Origin of the sequence: Paraburkholderia eburnea, from assembly GCF_002917095.1 — a bacterium.
Taxonomy (GTDB): domain Bacteria; phylum Pseudomonadota; class Gammaproteobacteria; order Burkholderiales; family Burkholderiaceae; genus Paraburkholderia; species Paraburkholderia eburnea.
Window position 1 is genome coordinate 41,936 of the sequence record NZ_PQGA01000008.1, and the last position, 26,227, is coordinate 68,162.

Here is a 26,227-nt window from a genome sequence, read left to right on the forward strand (position 1 = left end):
AAGGGGACAATAATCCGGAACCGATCAGAGGAGTGTTTCGATGCTGTCCCCTACCGCGGTATCCCCAGTCGTCGTGCGCCACGTCAACCCGGCCAGCCTCGCACCAGCGCCGGCCCGGCAGACGGCGGCACGCTGCTCCGCCTGCGCCATGCGCCATCTCTGCATGCCGCAAGGACTCGCCTCCGACGATGTGCCCAAGCTCGAAGCCCTGATCTGCAGCGTGCGCAAGGTGCGCCGCGGCGAAGCGCTCTATCGCGCGGGCGACCACTTCGACAACCTCTACGCCGTGCGCTCCGGTTCGCTCAAGACGCTGATCGTGCATCGCGATGGCCGCGAACAGATCACCGGGCTGCAACTGGCGGGCGAGGCGCTCGGCCTCGACGGCATCGCCACCGATATCCACGCGTTCAGCGCCGTCGCACTGGAGGACAGCTCGATCTGCACGCTGCCCTACACCGCGCTCAAGAACCTGTGCCGCGAGACCGTGACGATGCAGGATCGCCTGCACCGCCTGATGGGCGACCAGCTCAACCGCGAAGCCTCGCAGATGATGGTGCTGGGTTCGCTGTCCGCCGAGGAGCGTGTGGCGAACTTCCTGCTCGACGTGTCGGAGCGCAACTGGCAGCGCGGCTACTCGCACGCCGAATTCCATCTGCGCATGTCGCGAGAAGATATGGGCAGCTATCTGGGCATCACGCTCGAAACCGTGAGCCGCATTCTGTCGCGTTTCCAGAAGCGCAATCTGATCGACGCACAGGGCAAGCTGATCCGCATCGTCGATATCGAAGGGCTGCGCGCGCTGTAAATCCCGCGCGCGGCAAGCGCAGGGCCACGCGGTTATAGTGGCCCTGTTGCTTCCGCCCACGTCCTGCGCGCCATGCCCGGTCAATTCCCCGCCCCCGTTTCCCCGCCGAATTTCGCCGATATCGACGACAGGCGTCTTGCCTGGTGGTCGTCGGGCAGCGGCTCGCCCACCGTCGTGCTCGAAACGGGGCTGGGCGCCGAAAGCGCCGACTGGCAGCCCGTGCAGGCCGCCATCGATGCGCGGTTTCGCGTGTTTCGCTACGACCGCGCAGGACGCGGCGCAAGCGAACCCGCCAGCGGACCACGCGACGCCGCCGCGATGGTCGACGATCTCGCCAAACTGTTGAACGCCGCGCGGATGCCCGCGCCCTGGCTGCTGGTCGGCCATTCGTATGGCGGCCTGCTCATGCGGCTGTTCGCCCGGCGTTTTCGCACGCAGACCTGCGGCCTCGTGCTCGTCGAAGCCATGCATGACGAGCAGTTCGATGCGTTCGGCCAGGCATTCGTCGAGCCCGCGCCCGACGATTCCCATGCGCTCACGTCGATGCGCGCGCTCTGGCGTGAAGGCTGGCGCGATGCGCGCACCACGCCCGAAGGCATCGACTTTCCCGCGAGTTTTCGCGCAGCGCGAGCTATCGGCACGCCCGGCACGCTCGGCGATCTGCCCATGGCCGTGCTCGCGGCGGACTCGTTCGGCCACTCGCCTTTCTTCGCCGCACACCGACGCGGCGACCTGCAACGTCAATGGGAAAACATGCAGGCGAGCTTCCTCGCCTTGTCGTCGCGCGCCGAACTCATCCACGTGCCGCAGAGCGAACACTTCATGCAGCGCGACGCGCCGCAGGCCATCGTCGATGCAATCGACCGCGTGGCGCGGCACGCCCTGTAAGCACCCTGTTCCCAACGTCTCTCCAGCGACTTCGCTTAATCAGCATTCCTTATCAACGACCTCTTCGTCGAAAACGAGCGGCGCGATATCGACATTGGGCAACTGCCCCAGCAGCGCGGGCGCCAGCAACAGCTTGGCGGCCCGCACACCGGCACCCATCACGATGCGCTCGCGCGTCATCACAGCGGCATCGACCAGCACGACCCAGTCATCGGGCACGCCGAACGCCGTGATGCCGCCGAACTCCATGCCCGTGAGTTCGACTGCCTGCTCGCGCTTCGCGAACGACAGACGTTGCGCGCCCAGCCGCGCTTTCACCGCGCCGTTGACGTCGAGGCGCCGCGAGCCGAGTGTCACCACGGCGGCATGATGCTCCGCGCCGTCGCGTTTATAGCGCAGCACCAGCGTATTCGCACAGTCTTCGAGACCGAAGCCATAGCGCTCGCTGAACTGGGCGGTATCGGATGCGTCGTCGTCCACCGTGAAGACCGACACGCCCTGCGCGGGCAAACGGGCCATGACGTTGCCCGGAACATGATGTTCGCGTTGCGCGTCGGGGACGATGTCGAGTCGATGATGCGGAGCTTCCATGAGGGTTGCGTCTCCATTGTTTGCGGATTCTCAAGCGGTATTTTATCGGTTGCCGTCCCGTCGGCGCTCGCAAACAACGGCCCCTATAATGACGATCGATTCCGCGCTTCACGCTTCCTCTCGTCTCCCCTCGCCCCTTCAAGCACCATGACCACCGATCCCCAATTCTCCGAGCGCCTTTTTTCCTATGGCACCCTGCAGCTCGAACAGGTGCAGATCGCCACCTTCGGCCGCAAGCTCGACGCTCAGACCGACGACATGCCCGGCTTCTCCCTCACGATGCTGAAGATCGAGGACCCGCAGGTCGTCGCGACGAGCGGCAAGACTCATCACCCTGTCGTCGCGTGGACGGGCAATCCCGCCGATCGTGTCAGTGGCGCGGTGTTTGCGATCACGCCGGAAGAACTCGCGCAGGCCGACGCATATGAAGTCGCGGCTTACCGGCGCGATCGCGTCACGCTCGCTTCGGGCGTGTCGGCGTGGGTGTACGTGGATGCCAATTCGCCGCGGCCGGACTAATTTCCCGACAGCGTCGCCGACGGCGGCGCAAACTCGCCCGGAACCGTCCGACGTGATGAGCAACCGTGCGCGCGGGCGGCGGCAAGACCGCGTGGAACCAGTCCATCCTCAGCCTTGCGGCGCGGCAGGCGTCCGCGCCACGCACCACGGTACCGATAGCGCCGATGAACCATAAAAAAGCGAGCCGCAGGAATCTCTCCCACGGCTCGCCTTTGCTACCTTCACACGCCGGGCGCGCCCCAATCAGGGGCAAACCGGAGCGTCAATCGAATCAGCCCGCCAGGTCAGCCGGCAGCTTGCCGCCGTTCGCGGCCAGCGCTGCCATCACCTGTTTGTGCAGCCAGATGTTCATGCTTGCGGAGTCGTTCACGTCGCCCGAGTACTTGAGTTCCTGCGCGAGTTGCTTGCGGTGATCGAGGCTGCTGTCCACGCCGAGCGCCTTCATCGTATCGACGATCGACACGCGCCAGTTCAGGGTCTGGCCGCTTTCGGACACGAGCTGGTCCATCACGGCGGCAACATCGACGTCGGTCAGCGGCGCGGGAGCCGGCGCAGCGTCGGGCGCAGCGGCCTGGGCGGCAGCGGGGTCCGGCGTCGGCTCGACGGCCGGCGGCGTCTGGTCAGGTTTGGCCTTGTGAAACAGCTTGTTGACGATATCGCCAAAGATACTCATTTGCGTGACTCCTATGGGGGTTGCTGGTTGCCGAGGCGGCGACGCTGCGCCGTCTTTGCCTCGTCAGGCGAAGTATGCCCGAGCATGAAAAAATACCATCCTGAAATGCCCTGAAACATGCCTGTCACATGAGCGACGGGACGATGTTTGCGATCCATTCAGCAAGGACACCGCAGCGCTCACGCCTGCATTCACCGCACATCGCAGATCAGTTGCAGCACGGCCTTGGCGCGTTCGAGCGGTAGTTCGCTGATCGACAGATGCACGGTACCGGGCTGCTCGCTGTTGACTTTCACTTCGATCTGCGGCCCGCCCGTCACGAGGCGCGGCAGCACCACCCAGCGATGCCCCTCCCATTCCGGGCTGTGCAGGCCGATGCTCGCAAGCAGCGTGGGCATGGTGAAGCCGTGCGCGGGCTGGGCGATGTCGTAGCCACCGACGCCGCCCTGGGCATATGCCCCACGCGACGGATAAGCCGACCCCTGGTGTCCACGCTGGGCGCGAATCCGTTCGAGCACGTCGACGTAGCCCGGCATCAGGCGCCCCTTGATTTCCTCCGCAAGACGACTCGCCTTCTTTGACAGCGACAGCGAAATCGAGCGCCGGTAACGGCACGCGCGCAGGGTATCGACGCTGAGGTAGTCTGAAACCCGCACCGGCGCGCCATTGAGCGCAAGCACGCTCTCCACCACGATCCTCCCCGCCGCCTCGGGCGGCGAAAAGCGCAACAGCAGCGTCGCGTCCGGATCGACGTTGGGCAGATGCACGACCCAGGTTTGCGCCTTCGGCATGGAAGCCGCGTGATCGATTTGCGCGCACAGCGCGTGGGCGAGCACCTCGGCGTCGCTAACGTAGTTGCGCTCCACGGCCGGCGCGCTCATTGTCCGGCCGACTGGCATTCGCCGCGCAGCAAGGCCCACTCTTCGCATTGCCGGCCGTTCGGCAGTTTGCAGAGACCCGACTGCCCTTCGGCCGTCTGGACGATCTGCAGGGTGCCGCCGTTGCGGATGCAGTTGACCGATGCGGGGTTGGCCAACGCGGCCTGCTGCTGCGCCGGGCTTTGCGCGCTGGTCGGCAACGGTTGCGCGCTGGCGACAGTGACGCAAAAGGCGGCGATGAGCGCGGGAAAAGAGTGGATTGTTTTCATATTGGCCACCGTGTTGGCGAGCGTTTCGATCCGCCGCTGGGGAACGCACGCTGCGAGCGCTTGCGAACCCTGGCGGCGAGCACGACGGGTTTCTTCCTGATCGCCGATCAAGGAGACCGGCGATCGAAACCCGTGTGTCCTTGACGGTACAACATGCTTCACGCGGTTGCGCGCACGGTGTCACGAATTCGGAATTTACTGACCCTCCACGGCCGCACGTGGACGCAGCTACTTCCTGATGGCCGCCGTCACCACGATGTATTCGCCGGGATGACGCTGCTTGAGAAGAACCCAGGCCTGATCGATGGCGGCGTCGCCCGAAACGGCGTCGACCCGGATCGCGGAACCGATGTCGGTCGCGGTGTTCACGTGGCGATGGGTGTATTTAACGATGAAAGCCGGCATATTTTCCTCGAATGGCTGTTGCGGCATACGCGAGCTAGACCTGACGGGCAGTAGCTGGCCGACAGGTTTTCGCGAGTGTATCGCTGCGACCCTGAATTCGATACGGCGGCCCACATTTTTTGACACTGCCGTCGGCCACGCGCGCCTGCCTGCGTCACGTTGCTGCACGGCGCGACTCCAAAAAATGTTGCCGATCGTTGAAGCGCCAAGCATCGCTGGTTCCATCGAATGCCGCCAAATGCCGTTGAGTGTTACAGAATCCAACGGATGCAATTGCCATGCCGTAAACGCCGCGCGGCCCGTCATCGACGGGCCGCGCATCACAACACAGAGCGACAAGCGCGTGCTACAGCCTCGAATTGCCGAGCCGCGCGTAAGCGACGGGATCGCGCTGTTTCAGTCGGCGCGCAAGATAGACGCCGATCACGGCGAACACCGGCAGCAGCGCGGTCAACGCATAGGAGAGCGTCGCGCCCGCACCCGTGAGCAGCGGAAAGTTGGCGATCGCCAGCATGAGCACCACGGCCAGCGCGACACCCGAAATCACCGGGAACCACACGACGCGCAGCGAGCCTTCCTCCCGCACGCGCTGACGCCGGAAGAACACGAACACCGCCGCCGACGCCAGCGTCATCAACGCGATGATGCACAGCGTCGCGACATTGGTGAGCCACGAGAACAGCGTCAGCACCGGATCGGCATGAGCGACGATAAACACCAGCACCACCACGGCTGCGATCGCCGATTGCCACAACGATCCGCGATGCGGGCTGCAATGCACAGCATGTGTGTGGCCGAGCGACTTCGGCAGCAATCCTTCACGGCCGCTCGCGAAGAAATAACGCGCCGCCGAATTGTGGAACGCGAGCAGACCGGCGTAGACGCTCGTGATGAACAGCACGCTCATTGCCGCGGTGAGCGTACTGTTCGCGTAGTGATCGGAAAGCGTGTAGAGGAAAGTGGTCGGATCCTGCAACGCATTAAGCGTTTTGACGATATCGTCCGCGCCCGCACCAATCACCATGCACCAGACCGAAAACGCGTAGAACCCACCAATCAGCAGTACTGAGATATACGTCGCGAGCGGCACCGTGCGCTGCGGGTCTTTGGCTTCCTCGCTGTAGATCGTCGTCGCCTCGAAGCCGATGAAGCTCGCGAAGCAGAACAGGAAACCGAGCGCGGGCGTGCCGCCCATAAACACGCGCGGCGTGAACGACACGGCGTTCACGCCATGCGCGCCGCCGCTCCTGAGAATCGCGAGATCGAGGATCAGCACGACCACGTACTCGCCCAGCACGAGCAGCGAAAGCACCTTGGCAGACAGGTCGATCTGCCGGTAGCCAAGCACGGCGATACTCGCCATCGCGGCGAGCGAGCACCCCCACCACGGCGCGTTCAGGCCGAAGTGAGTCTGCAGAAAGCCCGAGGACACCGCGCCGAACATGCCATACAGGCCGATCTGCATCGTGTTGTAGCCCAGCAGCGCGAGCAGTGCAGCCGCGCCGCCGGCCGTGCCGCCCAGCCCGCGCGCCGTGAACGCGTAGAAGCCGCCGGCATTGGTGACGTGGCGCGACATCGCGGTATAGCCCGCCGCGAACAGTAGCAGGATCAGGACGGTGGCGACGAGCAGCGCCGGCGTGCCCGCGCCGTTGCCGAGCATGATGCCGATGGGAAAGCCGCCCGCGATGGCCACGAGCGGCCCGGCGGCGGAAATGACGAAAAAGACGATGAAGCCCAAACCAAGGGCGCCTTTGCGTAGTTCGGTCGAGGGCGTGGGTTCTGCCGCGACGTTCATGTATCTCGCTCCGATGAGTAGTAATCGTGCCACGGCGCGCATGACGCGCCGGGTGACGGGAACCACTGTAGAGAGCCAAAATTGCCGACCGGCAGCACAAATCGGCAAGCCGCGCGGCGCGGGGCCGGAACCAGGGTTAGTCGGGAGAAGAATCGTGCGCGCAACCGGCGCCGATGTAAGCGGAACGAAAAACCGCCGAGAAAAGAATCAGCCCTTGCGCACCGTCTGCGAAGGCAATTCGCCGAACAGATCGCGATACTCGCGCGCGAAATAGCTCAGGTGCGTGAAGCCCCAGCGCGCGGCGGCGTCGCCGATCAGCAGTTCATCCGCACTGGTCGAGCGCAGCAGGCGATGCACGGCGTTCAGACGGATCGAGCGCAGATACTCCACCGGCGTGACGTTCGCCACGCGCTGGAAGCTCGTCTGTAGCGTGCGGCGGCTGCAACGCAACATACGGCACAAATCGAGCACGGTGAGCGATTCCTGGGTGTTGTCTTCGGTGATACGTTCGCAACGCTTGACGATGTCGCTATAGGTGGCGTGCGTGACGTCGCGCGAGGGCAGGCCCGTCGCGCTTTCGAGCAGGCCGAGCAGCACGCTCAGCACTTCGTCCTGGAAGCGTTTGACGGAAGCGGCATTCGAGCCTGAATTCGAGGCGCAATCCGCAAACGCGGCGCGCTCGCTGGCGTCGAGAAAAGGGGCAAGGCGCAGACGCAGTACCTGCGCAGCGTCGCCCGGAAACTGCACCACGTTGCGGCGTAACTGGAGCGCGGCCTCTTCGCCGATGGTCACGGCGACGAGTTCGAACATCGTCTCGGCGGGCAGGCTCACGCCCACGTAGTGCATGGCCTCGGGCGTATAGAAACGGAATTCCTCGCCTGGGCCAAGTTGCATGAGCGCGTAGCCATCGACCTTCTGGCCCTGGAAAGTGCCCACGACAGGCGCGTAGAGCGGCACGGCGAGCGAGGCAAAGCCCGCAGGCGAGACGCCCGCCTGTACGACACGGCGGTTGGTCTGCTCGCGGAAAAAATGAAATTCGCTCGACGTGGCCTGTACGACGCGGCTCTCAAAGCGGCCCGGCGTCATCTGACGATAGACCTGCTCCCAGCCGTTCACGGCGAGCGAATGATCATGCACGTCGGCAAGCGCGCTGACCCTGAAATCCATCTGCTGTCTCCTGCATGAATCAACAGCATCTTAATCGATGAATTTAAATCGACGAATTAAATCGACTCGGGGGCGGCTTTACCTGAAGCAGATGCCGGAATCAGGCCCGCTCGAAGCCCGCCGCCAGCGCCTGAACGATAGCGTCGATCTGCGCGGTCTCGATCACGAGCGGCGGCGAGAGGATGATCTTCGTGCCGACTGGCCGCACCAGCGCGCCATGCTCGCGGGCGACTTCAGCCACGCGATTGGCGTAGCCGTCGGTGGGATCGATCGGCTCGCGCGTGGCCTTGTCTTTCACCAGATCGAGCGCGACCATCAAGCCCTTGCCGCGCACGTCGCCCACCGCGGCATAACGCTTCGCGAACGGTTGCAGCGCTTCGAGCAGATGCTTGCCCTGGGCCGCTGCATTGGCCGGCAGGTTTTCATCGGCGACGATCTTGAGGTTGGCAAGCGCGGCCGCGCACGCCACGGGATGGCCCGCGTAGGTATAGCCGTGCATCAGCGCGCCCGTGAAATCGGCGTTCTTCATGAAAGCCTGCTCGATGCGCGCGTTGAAGGCCGTTGCGCCCAGCGGAATATAGCCCGACGAAATGCCCTTCGCAAAGCACATGATGTCCGGCTTCACGCCCCAGCCGCGACTGCCGAACATGCTGCCCGTGCGGCCAAACCCGGTCACGATCTCGTCTGCAATCAGCAGGACTCCATATTTATCGCAGACTTCGCGGATCAGCGGCCAGTAGTTCTCCGGCGGCACGATCACGCCGCCCGCGCCCTGCACCGGCTCGGCGATGAAAGCGGCCACGGTGTCGGGACTCTGGAACAGGATCTCGCGTTCGAGCATTTCAGCGCAGATACGGCCCAGTTCCTGCGGGTCCTGCGTGAACGGATTGCGATAGAGCCACGGCGTTTCCACATGGAAGCAACCCGGCAGATTCGGCTCGTAGTTGCGACGGAACACGGTGTTGCCGTTGACCGACGCGCCGCCGAAATGCGTGCCGTGATAGCCCTGTTTGAGCGAGATGAACTTGGTGCGATCGGCCTGACCTTCGACCTTCCAGTATTGGCGCGCGAGCTTGAGCGCCGACTCGACGGCGTCCGAGCCGCCCGAGCTATACATCACGCGCGTCATGCCTTCCGGTTCGAGCATCTCGATCAGGAGGCGCGAAAGCTCTTCGGCGCGCGGGTGCGAAATGCCGTCGAACAACTGGAAGTATTCAAGCTCGTCGAGTTGCGCCGTGATGGCCTCTTTGACCTCGCGGCGGTTGTGGCCGATGTTGACGTTCCAAAGTCCCGCCACGCCGTCGACAAGCTGCTTGCCGTGCTCGTCGAACACGAAGCAGCCGTCGCCGCGCACGATGCGGATCGGCGTGCGCTGCTGCATCTCGGCGGGGTGGATCATCGGATGCCAGAAAGCGGAAGTGGGCTTGTTCATGATGTCTTCCTCGATTTGCACACTATATCTGCACACTTAGTGCGCGATGCAGATGGATTTGGTTTCGGTGAAACCTTCGACCGCGTACTTGCCGAACTCGCGGCCGATGCCCGATTGCTTGTAGCCGCCGAACGGCATTGACGGATCGAGCGGCACGTGGCAGTTGACCCAGACCGTGCCCGCCTCGATGCGCGGCACGAGGTTCATGACCGCGCGCAGGTCATTGCTCCACAGACTCGCGGCAAGACCGTAGGGCGAATCGTTGGCCTGGCGCAGCGCCTCGGCGGGATCATCGAAGGGGATCAGCGCGAGCACCGGGCCGAATACCTCGTCGCGCACGAGCGCGGCGTCGTGCGGCACGTTGTCGATCACAGCGGGATTGACGTAGTAGCCCGGTCGATCGACGCGCGTGCCGCCGGCGAGAAAACGCAGGCCGTCGGCATGCGCGCGCGCAATGTGCTGCTCCACGCGCTCGCGATGCTGTGCGGACACCAGCGGGTTGATCTGCGCGTTGGGGTCGAGTCCGGCGCCGAGCGTCATCGAGCGCGCGACATCGGCGAGACCGTCGGCGATCTGCCGATACTTGCTGCGATGGATATAGATGCGCGAAGCGGCCGCGCACACCTGCCCCTGATTCAGGAAGCCGCCTGCCAGCGCGCCCTGCACGGCCTGATCGACATCGACATCCGCCAGCATCACGGCCGGATTCTTGCCGCCCAGTTCGAGCGAGAAGCGCGTCATGTTCTGCACCGCTGCCGTGCCGATCAGCTTGCCGGTAGGCGTCGAGCCCGTGAACGAAATCTTCGCGATGCGCGGATGCGAGGCCAATGCCGCGCCGCATTCGCGCCCGCCCGTGACGACGTTGAATACGCCCGGCGGGATGCCCGCCTCCACGGCGATTTCCGCCAGGCGCAGCGCCGTGAGTGGCGTTTCGGGTGACGGCTTGATGACGATCGTGCAGCCTGCCGCGAGCGCCGGAATCAGCTTCCACACGGCGATCATGAGCGGGAAATTCCACGGCACGATGCCCGCGACCACGCCCACCGGCTCCTTGCGCGTGTATGCCGTGTAACGCGCGCCCGGCGGGAACGGAATCGACACGTCGAGCGTCTCGCCCGTAATCTTGGTGGCCCAGCCGGCCATATAGCGCACATATTCGAGCGTCGCGCCCACTTCGATCGCGCGCGAAATGTTGATCGACTTGCCCTGCTCCAGCGTTTCGAGCTGCGCGAGATCCTCGGCGTTGGCTTCGATCAGGTCGGCGAGATGCAGCAGGATGCGCTCGCGCTCGGCGGGACGCAGGCCGCTCCAGACACGCGCGTCGAACGCCTCGCGCGCGTTGGTGACCGCGCGCTCGACATCGGCGGCGTCGGCGTCGGGGACGGTGGCGATCACCTCGCCCGTGGACGGATCGAACACGTCGAGACGCTTCGCGCCCTGCGCGGGCTGCGGGCCGCCGTTGATGAAGAGGCCATGTTCGCGCGCGATGAACGCGCGCACGCTGTCGTTGATCCTGACCTTCGCATCGCTACTCATATTTCAATCTCTCGCTTGTCACACAGTGGGCAATCAACCCGCACAGAGCCGCAACGGCACAGGCGGGCGCGGGCATCTGATGCCGACTTTAGGGGCGCGCGCGAGCAGGCGTTAGCGCAAATTGGCAGATCGCCATGGCTTGCGGGTAAACGTTCACTGCACATTTACCGCAAATTCATGGCGCTATTTCTATGGCCACACGCAGCGCTCGAAACCATCGCGCTCGCGAAACGGGCGCTCGGCCATCAGCACGGCTTCGGCGGCGTTGACCTGCATCAGCAGCACATGGCGCTGGCCGTCGTCGTGCGCGACGATGGCGAAGGCCGTGTCATCGGCGCCGTGCCTGAAACGCGGATCGACGGCGACGATGTCGGGGTCGTCGTGCAGACCGCGACAGCGCGCGGCGTCGGCGATGTTCCAGCAGTCGGGCAGGCGCAGGAGCACGTCGGGCACGTCCTCCTCGCGTGAGATCACGGCCGCGCCCGTGTGCGCGCAGCGGCGAAACCAGCCCTGTTCGTTATCGGCTTCGACGGCTACCGCTGCTACCGCGTAGAGCAGCAGGCCACTTTCTTCATACGTAGCGGGGATATCGTCGTCCAGCAGGGGCGCGCGGGCGTTCATCGTGCAGTCCTCGTTCGATGGCATGTCAAAGGAACAGCGCGCCGATCAGCTCCGTGCGGCTCGACACGCCCAGCTTGCGGAACATACGCAGCAGATGCGTCTTGACGGTGGGCTGCGAAAGCGCCAGATCGCGCGCAATGGCCTTGTTCGAGAGCCCGTCGCGCACGAGACGCGCGATCTGTTCCTCCCGGTGCGTAAGGCGCGGCGCGCAGGCGTCACCCGTCGCGGTGACGTGCATGACGCTTTCGCTGCGCAGCACCGGTGCGAGCGCGAGTTCGAGCAAAGGCTGCAACGCACCGGCGTGGTCGATTTCGTGCTGCGCGAACGGCGCATCGGGCGCGAAGCGCAATAGCGAAAACGCCGCAACGGCACGGCCTTCTTCGCGCAGCAGCACCTCCATGACGTCGACCACGCGATGCGGCTCCAGGAAGCGCCTCCAGTACACCGACTCGCCACGCAGCGGCTCGGGCAACTCGCCCGTGAGCGTGAGGACATTGCGATGCTGGCGCAGGTAGCGCGACGGGTGCATGGGGTCCAGCACGAGATAGCGCTGCAGCCAGGTGCGATGCATAGTCTGCGCGAGGCCGAAAAGCTCGAAGCCCGAAGGTTGATGATTGGCGCCGATCCGGTAGAACACGGTCGCACCGGGGCGCACCAGCTTCGCGAGCGTGGCGACGGCTGTTTGCAGCGCGGCGGCGCGGCAGTCATCCCTGGGCATGAGCGGTCTCCGTGGTTCATTTCGGACGGTGTGTATCGACGATGCTAGACAGGCTGTGTGGCGGGGTGTGAGCGCTAATTGGCAAATGTGCAGCGTGGCCATTCACGCCTTGTCATCCTTTTGCCCGATAGGCCGCCTGATGCCATGCCGCCTAGACTCCCCGCACACCTATGTGGTGCAACCATTTCAGGAGCCATCGACATGACATTTCCCTTCCCGCCCGCTCAGGGCTGCGTCGTCATTACCGGTGCGGGTACCGGCATCGGCGAGGCTTGCGCCAGGCACTTCGCCGCGCAAGGCGCACGCGTCGCGCTGATCGGACGCCGACGCGCGTCGCTCGAACGCGTTGCGGCGCAAACAGGCGGCATCGTGCTGGAAGGCGATGCGGCCAGCGCGGCTGACTGGGAGCGGTTTATTGCGGCGCTGGAGGCTGAAGGTGGCGTCGCCAGTCTGATCGCCTGCGCGGGTGGACTGGGTGCGGGCAGCGCGCTGCAAACCGGCGATGATGCATGGGCTGCTGCGATGCGCGCGAATGTGGATACGGCTTTCGTGAGCGCGCGCGCGTGCTTGCCGCAATTGATCGAGCGGCGCGGCTCGATTGTGCTCGTCGCGTCGATAGCGTCGCTCGCCGCTGGGCCTGAGGTTTGTGGGTACACCACGGCCAAGCATGCGTTGATAGGGCTTATGCGTTCGCTTGCGCGTGATTATGGGCCGCAGGGCGTGCGGGTGAATGCGGTTTGTCCTGGCTGGGTTCGTACGCCGATGGCCGATGAGGAGATGCTGCCGCTCATTGCTCGCCATGGCGATACGCTCGATGAGGCCTATGCGCGTGTTTGCGCTGATGTGCCTTTGAGGCGGGCTGCGAGTGCTGATGAGATCGCTCAGGTTTGTGGGTTTCTTGCTTCGCCTGCCGCGAGTATCGTGACGGGGGCGGCGATTGTGGCCGATGGTGGGTCTTCTGTTGTTGATGTGCCTACTTTGGCTTTTGAACGCGTTTAAACGCGTGATTTGCTGCTTTGGCGTTTCCTTGTGATCGTGTCGGTATGCCAGTGTTGCCCCTGTGCGGGGCGGCACCTACTTTCTTTGCGGCGGCAAAGAAAGTAGGCAAAGAAAGCCGCTCACACCGCCAATGTGACGCAGTCCACCACTAACCTTCTTGCGGAGTGGTGACTGGGCATTGCTCGCATCCCGCACCACCCAACGAAGTGACAAAGGACTCATTCATCCCGCTGCTCGCTTCGCGCGCAGCGGTCGGGTCTGCATGGGAAACCAACAGTACTTCTAACCTTTCAGAGAATGCGAACACCCGCAAACCACGGTTTTTTTGTTATGCCCCACGGGGCGCGCAGCGCCCCCGGATGGGCGGGCGTCTCCACTCTGTTGTACGGCGCGTGATGCGGGCGCTGCCCAGTCACCACTCCGCTATAAGGCGAGTGGTGTACCGCGAAGCACTGGCGGTTTGAGCGGCTTTCTTTGCCTACTTTCTTTGCCGCCGCAAAGAAAGTAGGTGCCGCCCCGCACAGGGGCAACGCTTGCATACCGACACGAAAACAAGGAAACGCAAAACCACCCTAAATCAAACCAAAAAAGCTGCCGAAGCCTCAGGCAAAGTAGCCCCACCATCGACGACAATAGTTTGCCCGGTAACATAACCCGCCCCCGCCGAAGCAAGATAAAGCATAGCAGCAGCGATATCATCAGGCTCCCCCAACCTTCCAAGCGGCACCGCATCAGCAATCCGCGCATTCAGCGCTGCGTCCCCAAGATTATCCATAGCGGGCGTCCTGATCATCCCCGGCTCCACGCCATTAACGGTAATGCGATGAGGCGCAAGTTCCAGCGCAGCAGCACGAATAAACCCGTTAACACCGGCCTTCGAAGCCGCATAATGCGCAAGCCCTGGATAAGCCACACGCGGCCCCGTCACCGACGACGTCACCAGCAACCGCCCGCCCCTCTGCCTCACGAACGCAGGCGTAGCAGCCTGAGCAAGCCAGAACAGCGCGCCCAGATTCACGGCAAGCGTGCGCTCCAGCACCTCTGGCGTAATCGCAGCAAACGGCGTAAGCGGAAAATACGCGGCGTTATGCACAAGCACATCGAGCCGTCCAAAATCGGCCTCCACCTGCGCGACTAGCGCATTAATCTGCCCGCATTCAGCAAGATCGACGTCATAAGCGCGATGCGCTCGCCGCGAACCGCCCTCAATCTCACCCAGCCACTCCCGAGCCAAATCAGCCTGCAAATCAGCAACAGCAACACTCGCCCCCGCACGCGCGAACGCCTCAACAATTCCGCGCCCGATGCCCTGGGCACCGCCCGTCACCAGCACGGTGCGTCCTTCGAATTCGCGCGTCATGCTGGATACCGCGTGACGTTAAGCACCTGCGCGTGCGCGCCCACCGGAAAATTCGACAACGCATCAAAACGGCTGCCCTGATAACCGAAGATCTTGCCGTCGGTCTTCATACGGTCGAGGTCGATCATGATGACGCCAAGCGTCGGCACGATCTTCTCGCGCCACACGAAGAGATAAAGCTTTTCGTCGATAGCGATCATATGACAGCGATCCACGTCCGCAAGACCCGCTTCCACACCGGACAGACACTGCCACGCATAGAAGTTCTCGTTCAGATAGACGTGCTCGTAGCGCTCCGTCGCGCTATACGTGTAGAGATTGCGCATGCCGATCAACTCGCGCGTGGGAGCGTGCAGCGCCGCCTGCGTCGGCTCCACGCCCTCGCCCGCCACGATACGGCCGTGGTGCAATTGCGCCTGCACGCCAGTCAGTTCCATACCGCGTTCGACGCGCGTGAAAGCGTCGATGTGGGTTTCCGCCTCGCTCGGCAGCGCGCCCACGACCAGCGTACACAAAGCGCGCCGCAAATCGAGTACATAGCTCGTGGAAACGTTGCGCGCACGGCCTTCGCCATCGACTAGCGCTTCATCGGCGCCCACATAATCGACGAAATAGATACCATCGCGTACCGAACTCACACGGCATTCATGACGCGCACGATGCCGCTGTGCGCCGACGCTACGCTCGACTTCCACGCTCTGTGCGCCCACGAAATGCAACAATGCAGCGCTTCCATCCGCGAATTCGAGCGCAAACCGGCGGCCTTCGAGATCGCCCGTAGGCGCCAGGCTATGGCTATCGGGCGCAAAACCTTCGGCGAGTGCGCCGACCTGGATAAAGACGGGTTGTGACGACATGATAAGGATGACTCCATAAATTGATTTCGACGGCCGCTCAATTCGTTCCAGAAAGCGGCGGCGCGACTCACACTTTACGGAGCCGCCCCACCGCGCGGCATCAACCAGAAGGATGACAACGCGCCCGCGCCATCAGCGTGCGAACGTCTCAGCCATTTCATTGATCAACTGGCGCTGGAACGCCGCGAAACGCGCGCTCGGCTGCTGCAGGATGGCCAGTTCGAGCATCGGGTCTTCCACCTGGGTACGCACGTCCGCGAGCGTTTCCACGATCGCATGGCCGCAGAACGGTACATAGGCCTCCGAATAGCCGCCCTCGTGCACGACAACGAGGCGCCCGCTGCAATGGCGCTCGGCGGCGTCGCGCACGAGCTGTGTCATCGCGCGGTAGCTCTCGCTATGCAGCAGCATGCGCGCAAGCGGATCGACCGCGCTCGCATCCAGACCGCTCGCCACCACGATCAGATCGGGCTTGAAGCGATCGAGCGCGGGCAGCACGATGCGCTCGAATGCGTAGAGATACGCGTCGTGCCCGCCGCCCGGCAGCAGCGGAATATTGATGTTCGCGCCCTCGCCGCGCCCCGCGCCGCGTTCTTCCGCACCGCTGTAGCCGGGCGGAAAACAGCCTTCCTGATGCAGCGAGATCGTCAGCGTGTTGGCATCCTCGTAATAGATCGATTGCGTGCCGTTGCCGTGATGCACGTCCCAGTCGATCACGGCAACGCGCTCGATACCGTGCTTCGCGCGCGCCGCTTCGATCGCAATCGGGATGTTGGCGAGCAGGCAAAAACCCATCGGCTTGTCGCGCAGGCAGTGATGGCCGGGCGGGCGCGAAAGCGAGAACGCATTCGCCGCGCGTCCCGCGAGCACCGTATCGACGGCGCTCATGGCAAGGCCCGCCGACAGCGCCGCGATCTCGTAGCTGCCCTTGCCGAACGGCGCGAGATCGCCCAGATCGCCGCCGTTAGCGTCGCTCGCCGCCTTGAAGCGTGCGAGGTAATCGCGCGGATGGATACGCAGCAGGTCTGCGTCGCTAGCCGCGCTCGCGCTGCCCATGTCGAGCGACGCCGCAAGCCCCGACGCCTGGATCAGCGCCAGCAGGCGGCGCTTCGATTCGGGCGATTCCGCGTAGCCGCTCGCGGCAGGCGGCTGCACCCAGCCGCCGACGGGAAAGAACAGCGCGTGCGTGCCGCCCGTGTGCCAGAAGGTGCGTTCGTCAGTGAAGAAGGCAGTTTTGCTCATGAGATTCTCTTGCTGGTGGTGGTTCTAGGTCCGAAAATCGGCGATGGAAATCACGCGCGTTCGACGCGCAGCAGGCAAAGACACGAGACGACGCAAATAGCCGCCGCGCCCGCGAACAGCGCTGCCAGTGAAGCGCCCGCGTCGAGCAGCACACCCGCGATCAGCGGTCCCGCCGCAAGGCCCGCGCCGATCACGAAGTTCAGCGACGCGACCAGCCGTCCCGAGCGGTCGTGCTTCGCGGCGGCGGCGAGGATGAAGGGGAGCACGAAGGTCCAGGCGAACTTGAAGGCGAACACGGCGGCCACATAACCCGTGGTCCCCGGCTGCGTGGCGAGTCCCGCCAGCGACACGGCAAGGATCGCGTAGCCCGCCAGCAGCATCGCGAGCCGCGCCAGCCGCCCGCCGATGAGCGACGCGCAGCCCGCGCCGACGATGCCCATCACGCTCGCGGCGGCAAGCACTTCGCCCGTATGCGCGGCATCGAAACCCGCGAGCGCGGCGGCTTTGCTCGCGAAGGTCCAGACGCCGCCGATCGCCACATAAAACGCCAGCACGCCGCCGATCACGAGCGCGGCGTTCAGCGCCGCGCGTGCCGCGTTCGGAGCCTTTGCAGCGGCAACCGCGCCGCCCGCGTGCTTCGCGCGGCCCAACGCCGGATCGAAGCCGCGCACGAGCGGCGCGGCGCACAAACCCAGCACGCCGAGCACGACATAAAGCGCACGCAGTCCGTAACCCGCGAACACATGCGGCAGCAAGAACAGCCCCACCGCGCCCGCGACGAGCTGACCGACGACCCAGAGGCCATAGACGCGGTCGCGGTTCGTGCTGGTCGCGGCGCTCGTCATGCACAACACCATCAACGTGCCGCCGCCGAGCGCCGTGAACGTGCGCAACACGAGCAGGCCCGCGAAGCCCGGCATCGCCAGTGCCGTCGCGAAGTTGCCCACGCAGAACACCGCCGTGGCGACGGCCGCGACGCGGCGCGCGTCAACGCGTCCGAGCCACAGCAGCGAAGGCAGCGTCGCGCAACTGAACGCGCCCAGTTCAACGAAAAAGTACGTGCCGATCTGCGACGCGGACAAGCCGAGTTGCACGGCAAGCTGCGCCGCGACGGCGGGCGCAACCAGCAACAGCAGCGGCGTGATGGCCGCGAACACGACGAGCGAGCGCAGCGTCGAGTTGGCGAAACCGCGCGGCGCCGCATCGGCCGAATCAACCGACGTGGCCGCAGCGAAGGATGGAGAAGGATTTTTCATGGCGTCGTGGTTCCGTTAAAGTTCGCGAATGAGGAGCCGCTGGATCAGAACGTGTGGGACATGCCCGCCATCGCGCCGAACTGCGAGACCCCGGCGACAGGCAGCGAGTCGTATTCGTAGACCGGCTGCGTGCTGCCGCTCGTGTTGTGCGAGTAGCCGAGGTTCACGTAGGCGAAGGTGCGCTTCGAGAGCGCGTAGGTACCGCTCGCGATGTAGAGCGTCGGATGCCCGACGCTCGGCGTGTTCGAAAACGTGTGATAAATACCCGCAGCGAAGCCGATCGCCGGATCGAGCCGGTAGCGCGCGCCACCCCAGGCGACTGTCCTGGCCGGGTCGAGCGAGCCGGTCAGACGTTCCCCGCCGCCGTAGAGCGACAGCTTGTCGATGTCCCAGTGCGCGGCCAGCACACCGACGACGCGCTGCTCGGACGACGTGTCCGCGCCCGGCGACACCGTGCCGTACGACTGATGGATCACCGCGCTCACACCAAAGCCGTTGCCCGCGTATTGCGCGCCCGCCTCCAGCACGCGGCCCGAACGCGAGTTGCCGGCAACGCCGCCCGTCGCGGCCAGCGCTTCGCCGCTAAAGCCCGCGATATCGGGACTCTGATATTTGACGGCGTTATCGATGAAATTCTCTGCCCGCGGCACGAGCACGCCCTGACCGCTGTACGCTGCATAAAGCAGCGGATCGTAGAAGAGCGTGCGATCGAACAGCACACTGAACTGACGCCCCAGCGTGAGCGTGCCGAAGCCGCCCTTGAGCCCCACCCAGGCGCCACGGAAGAACGCGATGCCCGGCACCGTGGCGGTGCCGTCGTTTAGATTCAGCCCCTGTTCGAGGCGAAAGATCGCCTGCAGACCGCCACCCAGATCCTCGGTGCCGGTAATGCCGATCTGCGAAGGCAGCACGCCGTAGTTCTGCAGATTCACGGCGCTGTGTTCGCCGTCCGCGTGCGTGCGGTACTGAATGCCCGCATCGAGAATGCCGTACAGCGTCACGCTCGACTGCGCATGTGCCGTGGCGCCGATGCCGAGCGTTATCGCCGTGGCCAATGCTCTCGCGCGCACTCGCCGAAATCCATCCCATTGTTTCATCGACCGCCTCTCCAAACCGTACGACGTTGTTGTGATGAACAGCTTTCGTCCGATAGCCGCCGTGTCGGCGTATCCGGATCTGCGTGCAGTGTCGGTAGCAGGAAAAATCGTGAATAGACGTTCAAGTGAACGCTGTGGAAAACCCTGATGTGGGCGGGCCGCCCCATAAAGACGGGCTTGCGGCGGCTTGCGTGCGATCGCGGCATGCACCGCATCGCGCACCGCCCCGTTCAAATGCAGGGGGCAATGGCGCCATCCGCAACGCTATTCGCCGAAAATCGGCGGCACGTATAATCGTTCGGGAATCAGGAAATCGGTGCGCCAAGAGACGCAACGCGAGACACGATAAAAGCATCGCAGAGGAGAAGCGCTTGATACGCAACGCAGACCGGCCGATGCCCTTCGACAGCGCCCCGGACATGCCCGCCGCGATCGCCATCGACACCTACGCAACGGGCGCGCCGTCCACACGCAGCGCCGATTTCGAAGGCCCGTTCTGCAGCGACGGCAGCGCTGTGCGCGATCTGAGCGTGCTGCTGCTGGACCTCTATGCGCTCGCCAACCAGACCGGCATCGGCGAATTCGAAAACGGTTTTTTCCGCCTGCTGGGCGCGCTGCTCGATTTCGACGCGGGCTGGACCGGCGTGACCACGCACACGCCCGGCGGCCCCATCATGCACAACAGCTTCACGTGGGGCTTGCCCGATTCGTTCTTTCCGGACTGGATCAAGGTGCGCGACTGCGACCCGCTCGCGATCGGCACGCTCGGCGTCTATGGACGCGCAATGGCGATCTCCGTCGTCGATCCCAAGGTGCCCCCGCGATTTCGCAATTGGGCCGTCAAACATGGGCTCGCGCAATTGATGGTGGTGACGGCGCATGACCACCGTTTCGGACTCACGACTTTTCTTTCGGTGTACCGGCGCGCACTGGACAAGCCGTTCAGCGCCGATGACGCGCACAAGGTATCGAACGTGATCGCGCATCTTGCTGCCGCGCTGACGATCAATCGCTCGTTCCAGCTCACGCGCGAACGGGGCGCGACGCCTGGCGCCTCGCCCGCACGCGCGATCTGCGATTCTTTCGGCGCGGTGCATCAGGCCGACAAGGCATTCGAAACCACCTTGCGCCAGGACTGGCCGCTCTACGCGAACCAGACTTTGCCGCAGCCGCTGATCGACTGGCTGCACGGCGGCGGAGCGCAGCCTTATACGGGCGAGCGCGTCACCGTCCATTGCGTGCCCACGGCGGGCCTCTTTCAACTGGAGGCCCGCACGCGCTCCGCGCTCGATCGCCTGAGTCCGCGAGAACTCGTCGCGATCCAGCACTACGGCGACGGGCTATCGCACAAGGAAGTCGCCCAGCGCATGGGCATTTCGCCGACCACCGTGCGGCACTATCTGCGCTGCGCGTATCGCAAGCTGGGCATGCACGACAAGAGCGAGATCCCGCGCCTGCTCGCGGCGCCTGGCCGGCAGGACAGCGCCACTGCAACGAAGGTCGATGCGTGAGCTCGGCAAGACCGTTCAGTCAGACAATAACGTGCGCTGCGCGCCTGGGTATTATGCGAACGTATCCAACACGCTTGCGCATACGCGGTTGCGCCCACTCGCCTTTGCAATGAGCAATTGCGCATCGGCGGCCTCCAGCAGCTTTTCCACGGCGTGCTCGACGCCTGCCGTAGCCGTGACAGTCGTGCAACCCACGCTGACCGTCACCGCCCCTGCGTCGCTTTTTGCGTGTTCGATACGCAACTCCTCTACCGCATGACGCACGCGCTCCGCCATGCGTGCGGCTTCCGGCGCGTCGGTATCGGGCAGTACGACCGCGAATTCCTCGCCACCGTAGCGCGCGGCCATGTCCTGCGCGCGCCGCGCCTGCGCACCGATGGCCTGCGCCACGCTGCGCAGCACTTCGTCCCCCACGGCGTGGCCGTATTCGTCGTTGAAGAGCTTGAAGCGATCGATGTCAATGAATAATATGGATAGCTTACGATTATTCCGGCTTGCACGATGCCATTCTTCGTCGAGTCGGCTATCCAGCGCGCGACGGTTGCTCAGGCCCGTCAGCGCGTCAGTGAGCGATATCTTGCGCAGCTCCGCCAGTGCCTCGTAACGCGAGCGCATTACGCTTTCCAGCGCCATCGAGCCGAGCACCAGCGTCGTTGCGAATGCCGCCGCCAACGCGCCCTGCCAGATCGCCTGACTCCTCCATCGACCCAGCGTCAGCTCCGTCGATGGCGTCGCGATCACGGCGAGCGGTGCCCCGCTGACATGCGCTACGCAGCATTTCACGCGGGCAAGATCAATACGCTCGATTGCCCCGTCCGCTACCTCCTTTGTAGCCAGAGACGGTGCATTGTCCGGATGTACCGCACTTCCCAGCACGACGCCATCCAGACGCACGACGCGCACCGCAACGACATCGCGCGATTCGAAGCTGCTGATGAAGCGCTGGAAATTGTCGAGCCCCACAGCCAGCACCGCGACGCCCTCGAAAGCATGGTCCGGCGCTTCGATGCGGCGCGCGAGCGCGATCGAACGCCTGCCGTCGCGGATCCGCGAAACGAGCGGTTCCGAAACATAGAGGTCGTGCGAATCGCCACGCGCAAACGCCTTGAAGTAGTCGCGGTCGCGCAGATCGACGCTCGGTGCCGACGGGTTGTCGAGGGGGGCTTCGAGCATACCGTTCGCACCAACGATGAAGGCATCGTCGAGCAGTTCGTGCGAGATTGCCTGACCGAAACGGATACGTTCGCGAACGTTGTCTGCCAGGGGCGCTTCCGGGTCGCGCGTGGCCGCCATGTCGTCGAGCAGCGCATCGTAGATGTGCATGTTGGCGCTCAGGCCGCCCGCAACAAGCAAAGCGACGCTCTGCGCACGCCCGTGGGCACGCTCGATACGGTCCGTATGATCGGCGATGAGCCACGCGATCATGCTGGCGAGCACCACGATGGCGCACAACACGCCCGCGACACAGATCAGACCCGGACGCGCGTCGAGTATGGCCAGCAGGCCACGCGACCAGCGGCGCAGAACGCGGCCCGCGTAGGCAAATGGCGCAGTGACACTTCGGAGGGGCACAATTTTTCTCCTCGCGCTAAAGGCATACATGCGAGCGAAGTGGTTTGAATACAGCCGCGTGGCCGCTAACCCGGAATCCATCCCTATTATGAACAGATACGTGGCCGCACATGTCGTAAATGCACCTACCCCAGCGGCACGCCCCCACCTCCGGCTTCGCGCGCTGCAATAACTCCACCAGCCGCTGCGCCGCCGATTCCTCCGCGATGCTGGACTTCGAACAGATAGTCCGGATCGCGTGTCTCCATGCCATTGCTGTCGGTTATGGGTTTATAGCCACCGCCTCATTGCAATAATGGCCGACCTCTTACGCACTGGGCCGTCACTCAGGATAGCGAACACGCCCGTCGCGCAGTTCGCGCCGCAGAATCTTGCCGATGTTGCTCTTCGGCAGTCCATCGCGGAACTCGACCAGCTTGGGCCGCTTATAGCCCGTCAAGCGCTCCTTGCACCAGGTGAAGATTTCCGCGTCGGTGAGAGCCGGGTCCCTTCGCACCACGAAGAGTTTCACCGCCTCGCCCGAATGGCGATCAGGCACGCCGACGGCCGCCACTTCGAACACGCCCGGGTGCTGCGCCACCACGTCTTCGATCTCGTTCGGATAGACGTTGAATCCCGATACCAGAATCATGTCCTTCTTTCGGTCCACGATTTTCACGAGACCGCTTTCATCCATCACCGCGATATCGCCTGATTTGAAGAAGCCGTCGGGCGTCATCACCTTCGCGGTTTCGTCAGGGCGCTGCCAGTAGCCGGCCATCACCTGCGGCCCGCGAATGCACAACTCGCCCGCCACGCCGACGCCCAGCGCGTTGTTATCGTCGTCGCGAATCGACACTTCCACCGAAGGCAGCGGCAGGCCGATCGTCCCGCTCCAGGTCACGGAAACCGCCGGATTGCAGGTCACGCATGCCGAAGTCTCGGTCAGGCCGTAGCCTTCCACGACGGGCACACCGGTCTTCTCGAACCAGCGTTTCGCGACGGCCTCCTGCACGGCCATGCCACCGCCCACGACCGCGAAAAGCTGCGAGAAGTCGAGCTTGTCGAAGTCGGGATGATCGAGCATCGCGTTATAGAGCGTGTTTACGGCGGGGAACATGGTGATGCGGTAGCTGCGCAGCGTCTCGATCATACCGGCCATATCGCGCGGATTGGGAATCAGCACCGAAAGACCGCCCGTATGAATGCTCAACAAGCCGCACACCGTCAATGCAAAGACGTGATAGAGCGGCAGCGCGGCAACGGTCACGTTCTGCATGACGTCAGGACGCTTTGCGCGCGCCGGCGCGAGCCACGCCTGTGTCTGCAGCAGGTTGGCGATGAGATTGCGATGCAGCAGTGTCGCGCCCTTCGACACACCCGTCGTGCCGCCCGTATATTGGAGAAATGCGATATCGTCCAGGCCCTGCTGCACGGGCTGAAACGACTGACGCGCCCCCTCGCCGATCGCCGCGTTGAAGCTCGTATAGCCCGGCAAGCTCCATGCGGGCACCATCTTCTTCACTCGCCGCACCATGAAATTCACGAGCCAGCCCTTCATGCCGAGCAGATCACCCATCGTTGCAACCACAACATGTTTGATCGACGTGTGCTGCACGACCGCTTGCAGCGTGGTGGCGAAATTTTCCAGCAGCACGATGGCTTCCGCGCCGCTGTCCTTGAGTTGATGCTCGAGTTCGCGCGGCGTGTAGAGTGGATTCACATTCACGACTACATAGCCCGCGCGCAGGATCGCGGCCAGCGCGACCGGATATTGCAGAACGTTGGGCATCATGATCGCAACACGCGCGCCACGTGCGAGGCCCCTCGACTGCAGCCACGCAGCCAGCCTGCGCGAAAGCGCATCGAGTTGCGCATAGCTGATCGACTTGCCCATGCATGCGAACGCAGGCCGTTCGCCATACTGCCGGAAGCTCTCCTCGAAAAGCGCCGTGATGGAACCGTAGCGGGACAGGTCGATTTCAGGCGGCACGCCCGACGGGTAGGAATTCAGCCAGGGTTTGTTCATGATGGGGTCGAGGAAACTAAATGAGTTTGCTGAATACGTGTGTCGTGCATTTTTCAGGGCTGCGCGCCGCGCAGCGTCTGCACGATTTCCTGCAGCCGTTGCGGCGAGGCATCGGCTGGCGCAAGCGGCTCGCCCACGGCCAGCGTGAGACGGCTCATTCCCCCGAGGCGCAGCGGGCGCGGCATGCGGGCCTGCTCGTCGCGCGAGAACACGCTGCCCCACAGCCCTTGCAGCGCCATTGGCACGACCGGCGCGGGCACGCGGCGCAGGATCTCCGTGACACCATGGCGGAATGTATTCATCTCACCCGTTCGTGTGAGCTTGCCTTCCGGAAAAATGCAGACCAGTTCGCCTTCCGAAAGCGCTTGCGCGCAGCGCGAATAAGCCTGATCGAGGAGCGCGGCATCTTCGTGCGCGGGGGCAATCGGAATCGCCTTCACATGGCGGAACAACCAGCCGGCCAGGCGCGAGCGGAATATGCGGTGATCCATCACGAAGCGGATCGGACGCGGGCTTTCGGCCATGATCACGATGGCGTCGACAAAACTCACGTGATTGCAGACGAGCACCGCAGCGCCTTCGTGCGGAATACGTTGCGTATCGATGGGACTGACGCGATAAAACGTGCGCACCAGTACCCATGCAATAAAACGCAGCATGAATTCAGGCACGAGCGAGTAAATGTACACGGCGATCACGATATTCAACAGCCCCGTGACGAGGAAAAGACCCGGAATACCCACGCCCGCCGCGCCAAGCGCCACACCCATCAGCGCCGACCCAATCATGAATAGCGCATTGAGAATATTGTTCGCCGCGATGATGCGGGCACGATGCGTCGCCTTGCTGCGGCTCTGGATCAACGCATAAAGCGGCACGCTATAAAAACCGCCGAACATCGCGAGCAAAAACAGATCGGCGAGCACACGCCAGTGAGCGGCAGCACTCACGAATTCGCTGACCGATTGCAGATGCGCATGCACCGGCAGCGCGTGACTCGCAAAAAACAGGTCGATGGCGAACACGCTCATGCCGATCGAGCCAAGCGGCACGAGGCCGATTTCAATGCGTCCACGCGAAAGACGCTCGCACAGCAGCGAACCGATGCCGATGCCCGCCGAAAATGTCGCCAGCAGCACGGTCACCACGTCGGGATTCGCGCTGAGCACGTCCTTCGCGAAACCGAAGAATAACGAAAGAAACGTCGCACCCACGAACCAGAGCCACGAAATCCCGAGCAGACCGAGAAACACGGTGCGATCTTCGCGGGCGATCTTGAGATTGCACCACGTCTCGCCGATCGGGTTCCAGTTGATGCGCAGATCGGGCTGTGGCGCGGGCGACTGCGGCACGCGCGCCGACACGATGCGTCCCACGATCGCCAGCGCCACGCACAGGCCGGCCAGCAGCGTCACGCCATGTACACCCTCAGCGGCGGCCGCACCACCCGCCACCGTGCCGACGAGGATCGCAACGAAAGTGCCCATTTCTACGAGGCCGTTGCCGCCCACGAGCTCCGCATCGGTGAGATGCTGCGGCAGATACGCATATTTCACGGGTCCGAATAGCGTCGAATGCACGCCCATCAGAAACGTGCAGAGATAAAGCAGCGCGGCTCCATGCAGCATGAAACCCGCACCGCCGGTCAGCATCGCGACGATCTCGAAGTTCTTCACGAAGCGCGTAAGCGTGGCCTTGTCGAAGCGGTCGGCGATCTGGCCCGAGGTCGCCGAAAACAGCACGAAGGGCAGCACGAACAGCGCGGGAATGACGAACGCCGCCGTCTTCGCATCGACGCCCGCGAAGCTCGACGCCTCGTAGGTCACGAGCGACGTGAAGCCGATCTTGAAGGCGTTGTCGTTGAGCGCGCCGAGAAACTGCGTCCAGAAGAACGGCGCGAAGCGGCGCTCGCGCAACAGGGCGAACTGCGAGGGTTCATCACGGCGTTCGCGGCTTGCGGTAGAGGTCATGGGAGGCTCGTGAGCTTGCAGAATGATCGGTCAAAGGGAGCGCGTTACAGCTTGCCAT

General features: G+C 63.9%; 24 protein-coding genes. 5 read left to right on the forward strand and 19 right to left on the reverse strand.

Translation table 11 applies throughout. The features are described 5' to 3' along the window. Positions 1-40 precede the first annotated feature (40 nt). Positions 41-805, forward strand: a complete 765-nt coding sequence (locus B0G62_RS16260; RefSeq protein WP_103705244.1) for a helix-turn-helix domain-containing protein — start codon at positions 41-43, stop codon at positions 803-805. 72 nt (positions 806-877) lie between these two features. Next, positions 878-1,693: an alpha/beta fold hydrolase gene (locus B0G62_RS16265; protein ID WP_103705245.1), complete on the forward strand. Its 816-nt coding sequence runs from the start codon at positions 878-880 to the stop codon at positions 1,691-1,693. Between the two features lie 39 nt (positions 1,694-1,732). Here the strand turns inward: B0G62_RS16265 and B0G62_RS16270 are convergent, their stop codons facing one another. Next, on the reverse strand, positions 1,733-2,284 hold the full coding sequence (locus tag B0G62_RS16270) for a YbaK/EbsC family protein (protein WP_103705246.1): 552 nt from the start codon (positions 2,282-2,284) through the stop codon (positions 1,733-1,735). Positions 2,285-2,431: 147 nt separating this feature from the next. Between B0G62_RS16270 and B0G62_RS16275 the strand changes: the two genes are divergently transcribed. Continuing rightward, positions 2,432-2,803, forward strand: coding sequence for a gamma-glutamylcyclotransferase family protein (locus B0G62_RS16275; protein ID WP_103705247.1), 372 nt, complete (start codon positions 2,432-2,434; stop codon positions 2,801-2,803). Positions 2,804-3,074: 271 nt separating this feature from the next. Here B0G62_RS16275 and B0G62_RS16280 read toward each other — a convergent pair whose 3' ends face one another. From B0G62_RS16280 to B0G62_RS16325, 10 genes are all read right to left on the reverse strand, one after another. Beyond that, complete coding sequence (locus B0G62_RS16280; protein ID WP_103705248.1) at positions 3,075-3,476, reverse strand: DUF3597 domain-containing protein; 402 nt, start codon at positions 3,474-3,476, stop codon at positions 3,075-3,077. Positions 3,477-3,667: 191 nt separating this feature from the next. Beyond that, entirely contained in the window at positions 3,668-4,357 is a 690-nt protein-coding gene (locus tag B0G62_RS16285) for a hypothetical protein (protein WP_103705249.1), read from the reverse strand. Beyond that, positions 4,354-4,734, reverse strand: coding sequence for a putative hemolysin (locus B0G62_RS16290; protein ID WP_227473078.1), 381 nt, complete (start codon positions 4,732-4,734; stop codon positions 4,354-4,356). Before B0G62_RS16290 ends, B0G62_RS16285 begins: the two co-directional genes overlap by 4 nt. Positions 4,735-4,851: 117 nt before the next feature. Then, positions 4,852-5,367, reverse strand: coding sequence for a hypothetical protein (locus B0G62_RS31315; RefSeq protein ID WP_146055310.1), 516 nt, complete (start codon positions 5,365-5,367; stop codon positions 4,852-4,854). Between the two features lie 7 nt (positions 5,368-5,374). Next, on the reverse strand, positions 5,375-6,823 hold the full coding sequence (locus B0G62_RS16300; RefSeq protein WP_103705251.1) for an APC family permease: 1,449 nt from the start codon (positions 6,821-6,823) through the stop codon (positions 5,375-5,377). Between the two features lie 207 nt (positions 6,824-7,030). After that, a complete protein-coding gene (locus tag B0G62_RS16305; RefSeq protein ID WP_103705252.1) occupies positions 7,031-7,990 on the reverse strand; it encodes a helix-turn-helix domain-containing protein in 960 nt (319 codons plus the stop codon). A gap of 100 nt (positions 7,991-8,090) precedes the next feature. Beyond that, positions 8,091-9,422 (reverse strand): aspartate aminotransferase family protein, encoded by a 1,332-nt coding sequence (locus tag B0G62_RS16310; protein ID WP_103705253.1) that lies wholly within the window; start codon positions 9,420-9,422, stop codon positions 8,091-8,093. 36 nt (positions 9,423-9,458) lie between these two features. Next, positions 9,459-10,958, reverse strand: a complete 1,500-nt coding sequence (locus B0G62_RS16315) for an aldehyde dehydrogenase family protein (protein WP_103705254.1) — start codon at positions 10,956-10,958, stop codon at positions 9,459-9,461. A 189-nt stretch (positions 10,959-11,147) separates the two neighbouring features. Beyond that, complete coding sequence (locus B0G62_RS16320; RefSeq protein ID WP_146055311.1) at positions 11,148-11,579, reverse strand: hypothetical protein; 432 nt, start codon at positions 11,577-11,579, stop codon at positions 11,148-11,150. A gap of 25 nt (positions 11,580-11,604) precedes the next feature. Next, positions 11,605-12,297, reverse strand: a complete 693-nt coding sequence (locus B0G62_RS16325; RefSeq protein ID WP_103705256.1) for a helix-turn-helix transcriptional regulator — start codon at positions 12,295-12,297, stop codon at positions 11,605-11,607. 201 nt (positions 12,298-12,498) lie between these two features. Between B0G62_RS16325 and B0G62_RS16330 the strand changes: the two genes are divergently transcribed. After that, positions 12,499-13,296 carry an SDR family NAD(P)-dependent oxidoreductase gene (locus tag B0G62_RS16330; RefSeq protein WP_103705257.1) on the forward strand — a complete coding sequence of 266 codons (798 nt, stop codon included), beginning with the start codon at positions 12,499-12,501 and terminating at the stop codon, positions 13,294-13,296. Positions 13,297-13,873: 577 nt separating this feature from the next. Here B0G62_RS16330 and B0G62_RS16335 read toward each other — a convergent pair. The 5 genes from B0G62_RS16335 to B0G62_RS16355 form a co-directional block, all read right to left on the reverse strand. Next, the gene (locus B0G62_RS16335; protein ID WP_103705258.1) at positions 13,874-14,656 is read right to left on the reverse strand and encodes an SDR family oxidoreductase; all 783 of its coding nucleotides are present in this window, start codon (positions 14,654-14,656) and stop codon (positions 13,874-13,876) included. Then, complete coding sequence (locus tag B0G62_RS16340; protein WP_103705259.1) at positions 14,653-15,513, reverse strand: MoaF C-terminal domain-containing protein; 861 nt, start codon at positions 15,511-15,513, stop codon at positions 14,653-14,655. Before B0G62_RS16340 ends, B0G62_RS16335 begins: the two co-directional genes overlap by 4 nt. 132 nt (positions 15,514-15,645) lie before the next feature. Continuing rightward, positions 15,646-16,755, reverse strand: a complete 1,110-nt coding sequence (locus tag B0G62_RS16345) for a class II histone deacetylase (protein WP_103705260.1) — start codon at positions 16,753-16,755, stop codon at positions 15,646-15,648. A gap of 50 nt (positions 16,756-16,805) precedes the next feature. Continuing rightward, positions 16,806-18,011 (reverse strand): MFS transporter, encoded by a 1,206-nt coding sequence (locus B0G62_RS16350; protein WP_103705261.1) that lies wholly within the window; start codon positions 18,009-18,011, stop codon positions 16,806-16,808. Between the two features lie 44 nt (positions 18,012-18,055). Then, on the reverse strand, positions 18,056-19,108 hold the full coding sequence (locus tag B0G62_RS16355; protein ID WP_103705262.1) for a porin: 1,053 nt from the start codon (positions 19,106-19,108) through the stop codon (positions 18,056-18,058). Between the two features lie 395 nt (positions 19,109-19,503). On the opposite strand from B0G62_RS16355, the gene B0G62_RS16360 reads away from it, so the two are divergent. Then, positions 19,504-20,619, forward strand: a complete 1,116-nt coding sequence (locus B0G62_RS16360; protein WP_103705263.1) for a response regulator transcription factor — start codon at positions 19,504-19,506, stop codon at positions 20,617-20,619. 51 nt (positions 20,620-20,670) lie between these two features. On the opposite strand, the gene B0G62_RS16365 is transcribed toward B0G62_RS16360, so the two are convergent. The 3 genes from B0G62_RS16365 to B0G62_RS16375 all read right to left on the reverse strand — a co-directional run bounded on the left by B0G62_RS16365 (position 20,671) and on the right by B0G62_RS16375 (position 26,169). Further along, entirely contained in the window at positions 20,671-22,191 is a 1,521-nt protein-coding gene (locus B0G62_RS16365) for a GGDEF domain-containing protein (RefSeq protein WP_167401284.1), read from the reverse strand. A 322-nt stretch (positions 22,192-22,513) separates the two neighbouring features. Continuing rightward, entirely contained in the window at positions 22,514-24,199 is a 1,686-nt protein-coding gene (locus B0G62_RS16370; RefSeq protein WP_103705265.1) for a long-chain-fatty-acid--CoA ligase, read from the reverse strand. Positions 24,200-24,252: 53 nt separating this feature from the next. After that, positions 24,253-26,169, reverse strand: coding sequence for an MFS transporter (locus B0G62_RS16375; protein WP_103705266.1), 1,917 nt, complete (start codon positions 26,167-26,169; stop codon positions 24,253-24,255). Positions 26,170-26,227: the final 58 nt, after the last annotated feature.

Coding starts and splice junctions, on each gene's coding strand:
- B0G62_RS16310 (WP_103705253.1), bottom strand. CDS start 9,422: ATGAACAAGCCCACTTCCGCTTTCTGGCATCCGATGATCCACCCCGCC.
- B0G62_RS16330 (WP_103705257.1), top strand. CDS start 12,499: ATGACATTTCCCTTCCCGCCCGCTCAGGGCTGCGTCGTCATTACCGGT.
- B0G62_RS16270 (WP_103705246.1), bottom strand. CDS start 2,284: ATGGAAGCTCCGCATCATCGACTCGACATCGTCCCCGACGCGCAACGC.
- B0G62_RS16265 (WP_103705245.1), top strand. CDS start 878: ATGCCCGGTCAATTCCCCGCCCCCGTTTCCCCGCCGAATTTCGCCGAT.
- B0G62_RS16335 (WP_103705258.1), bottom strand. CDS start 14,656: ATGACGCGCGAATTCGAAGGACGCACCGTGCTGGTGACGGGCGGTGCC.
- B0G62_RS16260 (WP_103705244.1), top strand. CDS start 41: ATGCTGTCCCCTACCGCGGTATCCCCAGTCGTCGTGCGCCACGTCAAC.
- B0G62_RS16305 (WP_103705252.1), bottom strand. CDS start 7,990: ATGGATTTCAGGGTCAGCGCGCTTGCCGACGTGCATGATCATTCGCTC.
- B0G62_RS16375 (WP_103705266.1), bottom strand. CDS start 26,169: ATGACCTCTACCGCAAGCCGCGAACGCCGTGATGAACCCTCGCAGTTC.
- B0G62_RS16320 (WP_146055311.1), bottom strand. CDS start 11,579: ATGAACGCCCGCGCGCCCCTGCTGGACGACGATATCCCCGCTACGTAT.
- B0G62_RS16340 (WP_103705259.1), bottom strand. CDS start 15,513: ATGTCGTCACAACCCGTCTTTATCCAGGTCGGCGCACTCGCCGAAGGT.
- B0G62_RS16300 (WP_103705251.1), bottom strand. CDS start 6,823: ATGAACGTCGCGGCAGAACCCACGCCCTCGACCGAACTACGCAAAGGC.
- B0G62_RS16370 (WP_103705265.1), bottom strand. CDS start 24,199: ATGAACAAACCCTGGCTGAATTCCTACCCGTCGGGCGTGCCGCCTGAA.
- B0G62_RS16360 (WP_103705263.1), top strand. CDS start 19,504: ATGCCCTTCGACAGCGCCCCGGACATGCCCGCCGCGATCGCCATCGAC.
- B0G62_RS16315 (WP_103705254.1), bottom strand. CDS start 10,958: ATGAGTAGCGATGCGAAGGTCAGGATCAACGACAGCGTGCGCGCGTTC.
- B0G62_RS16350 (WP_103705261.1), bottom strand. CDS start 18,011: ATGAAAAATCCTTCTCCATCCTTCGCTGCGGCCACGTCGGTTGATTCG.
- B0G62_RS16325 (WP_103705256.1), bottom strand. CDS start 12,297: ATGCCCAGGGATGACTGCCGCGCCGCCGCGCTGCAAACAGCCGTCGCC.
- B0G62_RS16280 (WP_103705248.1), bottom strand. CDS start 3,476: ATGAGTATCTTTGGCGATATCGTCAACAAGCTGTTTCACAAGGCCAAA.
- B0G62_RS16285 (WP_103705249.1), bottom strand. CDS start 4,357: ATGAGCGCGCCGGCCGTGGAGCGCAACTACGTTAGCGACGCCGAGGTG.
- B0G62_RS16355 (WP_103705262.1), bottom strand. CDS start 19,108: ATGAAACAATGGGATGGATTTCGGCGAGTGCGCGCGAGAGCATTGGCC.
- B0G62_RS16345 (WP_103705260.1), bottom strand. CDS start 16,755: ATGAGCAAAACTGCCTTCTTCACTGACGAACGCACCTTCTGGCACACG.
- B0G62_RS16275 (WP_103705247.1), top strand. CDS start 2,432: ATGACCACCGATCCCCAATTCTCCGAGCGCCTTTTTTCCTATGGCACC.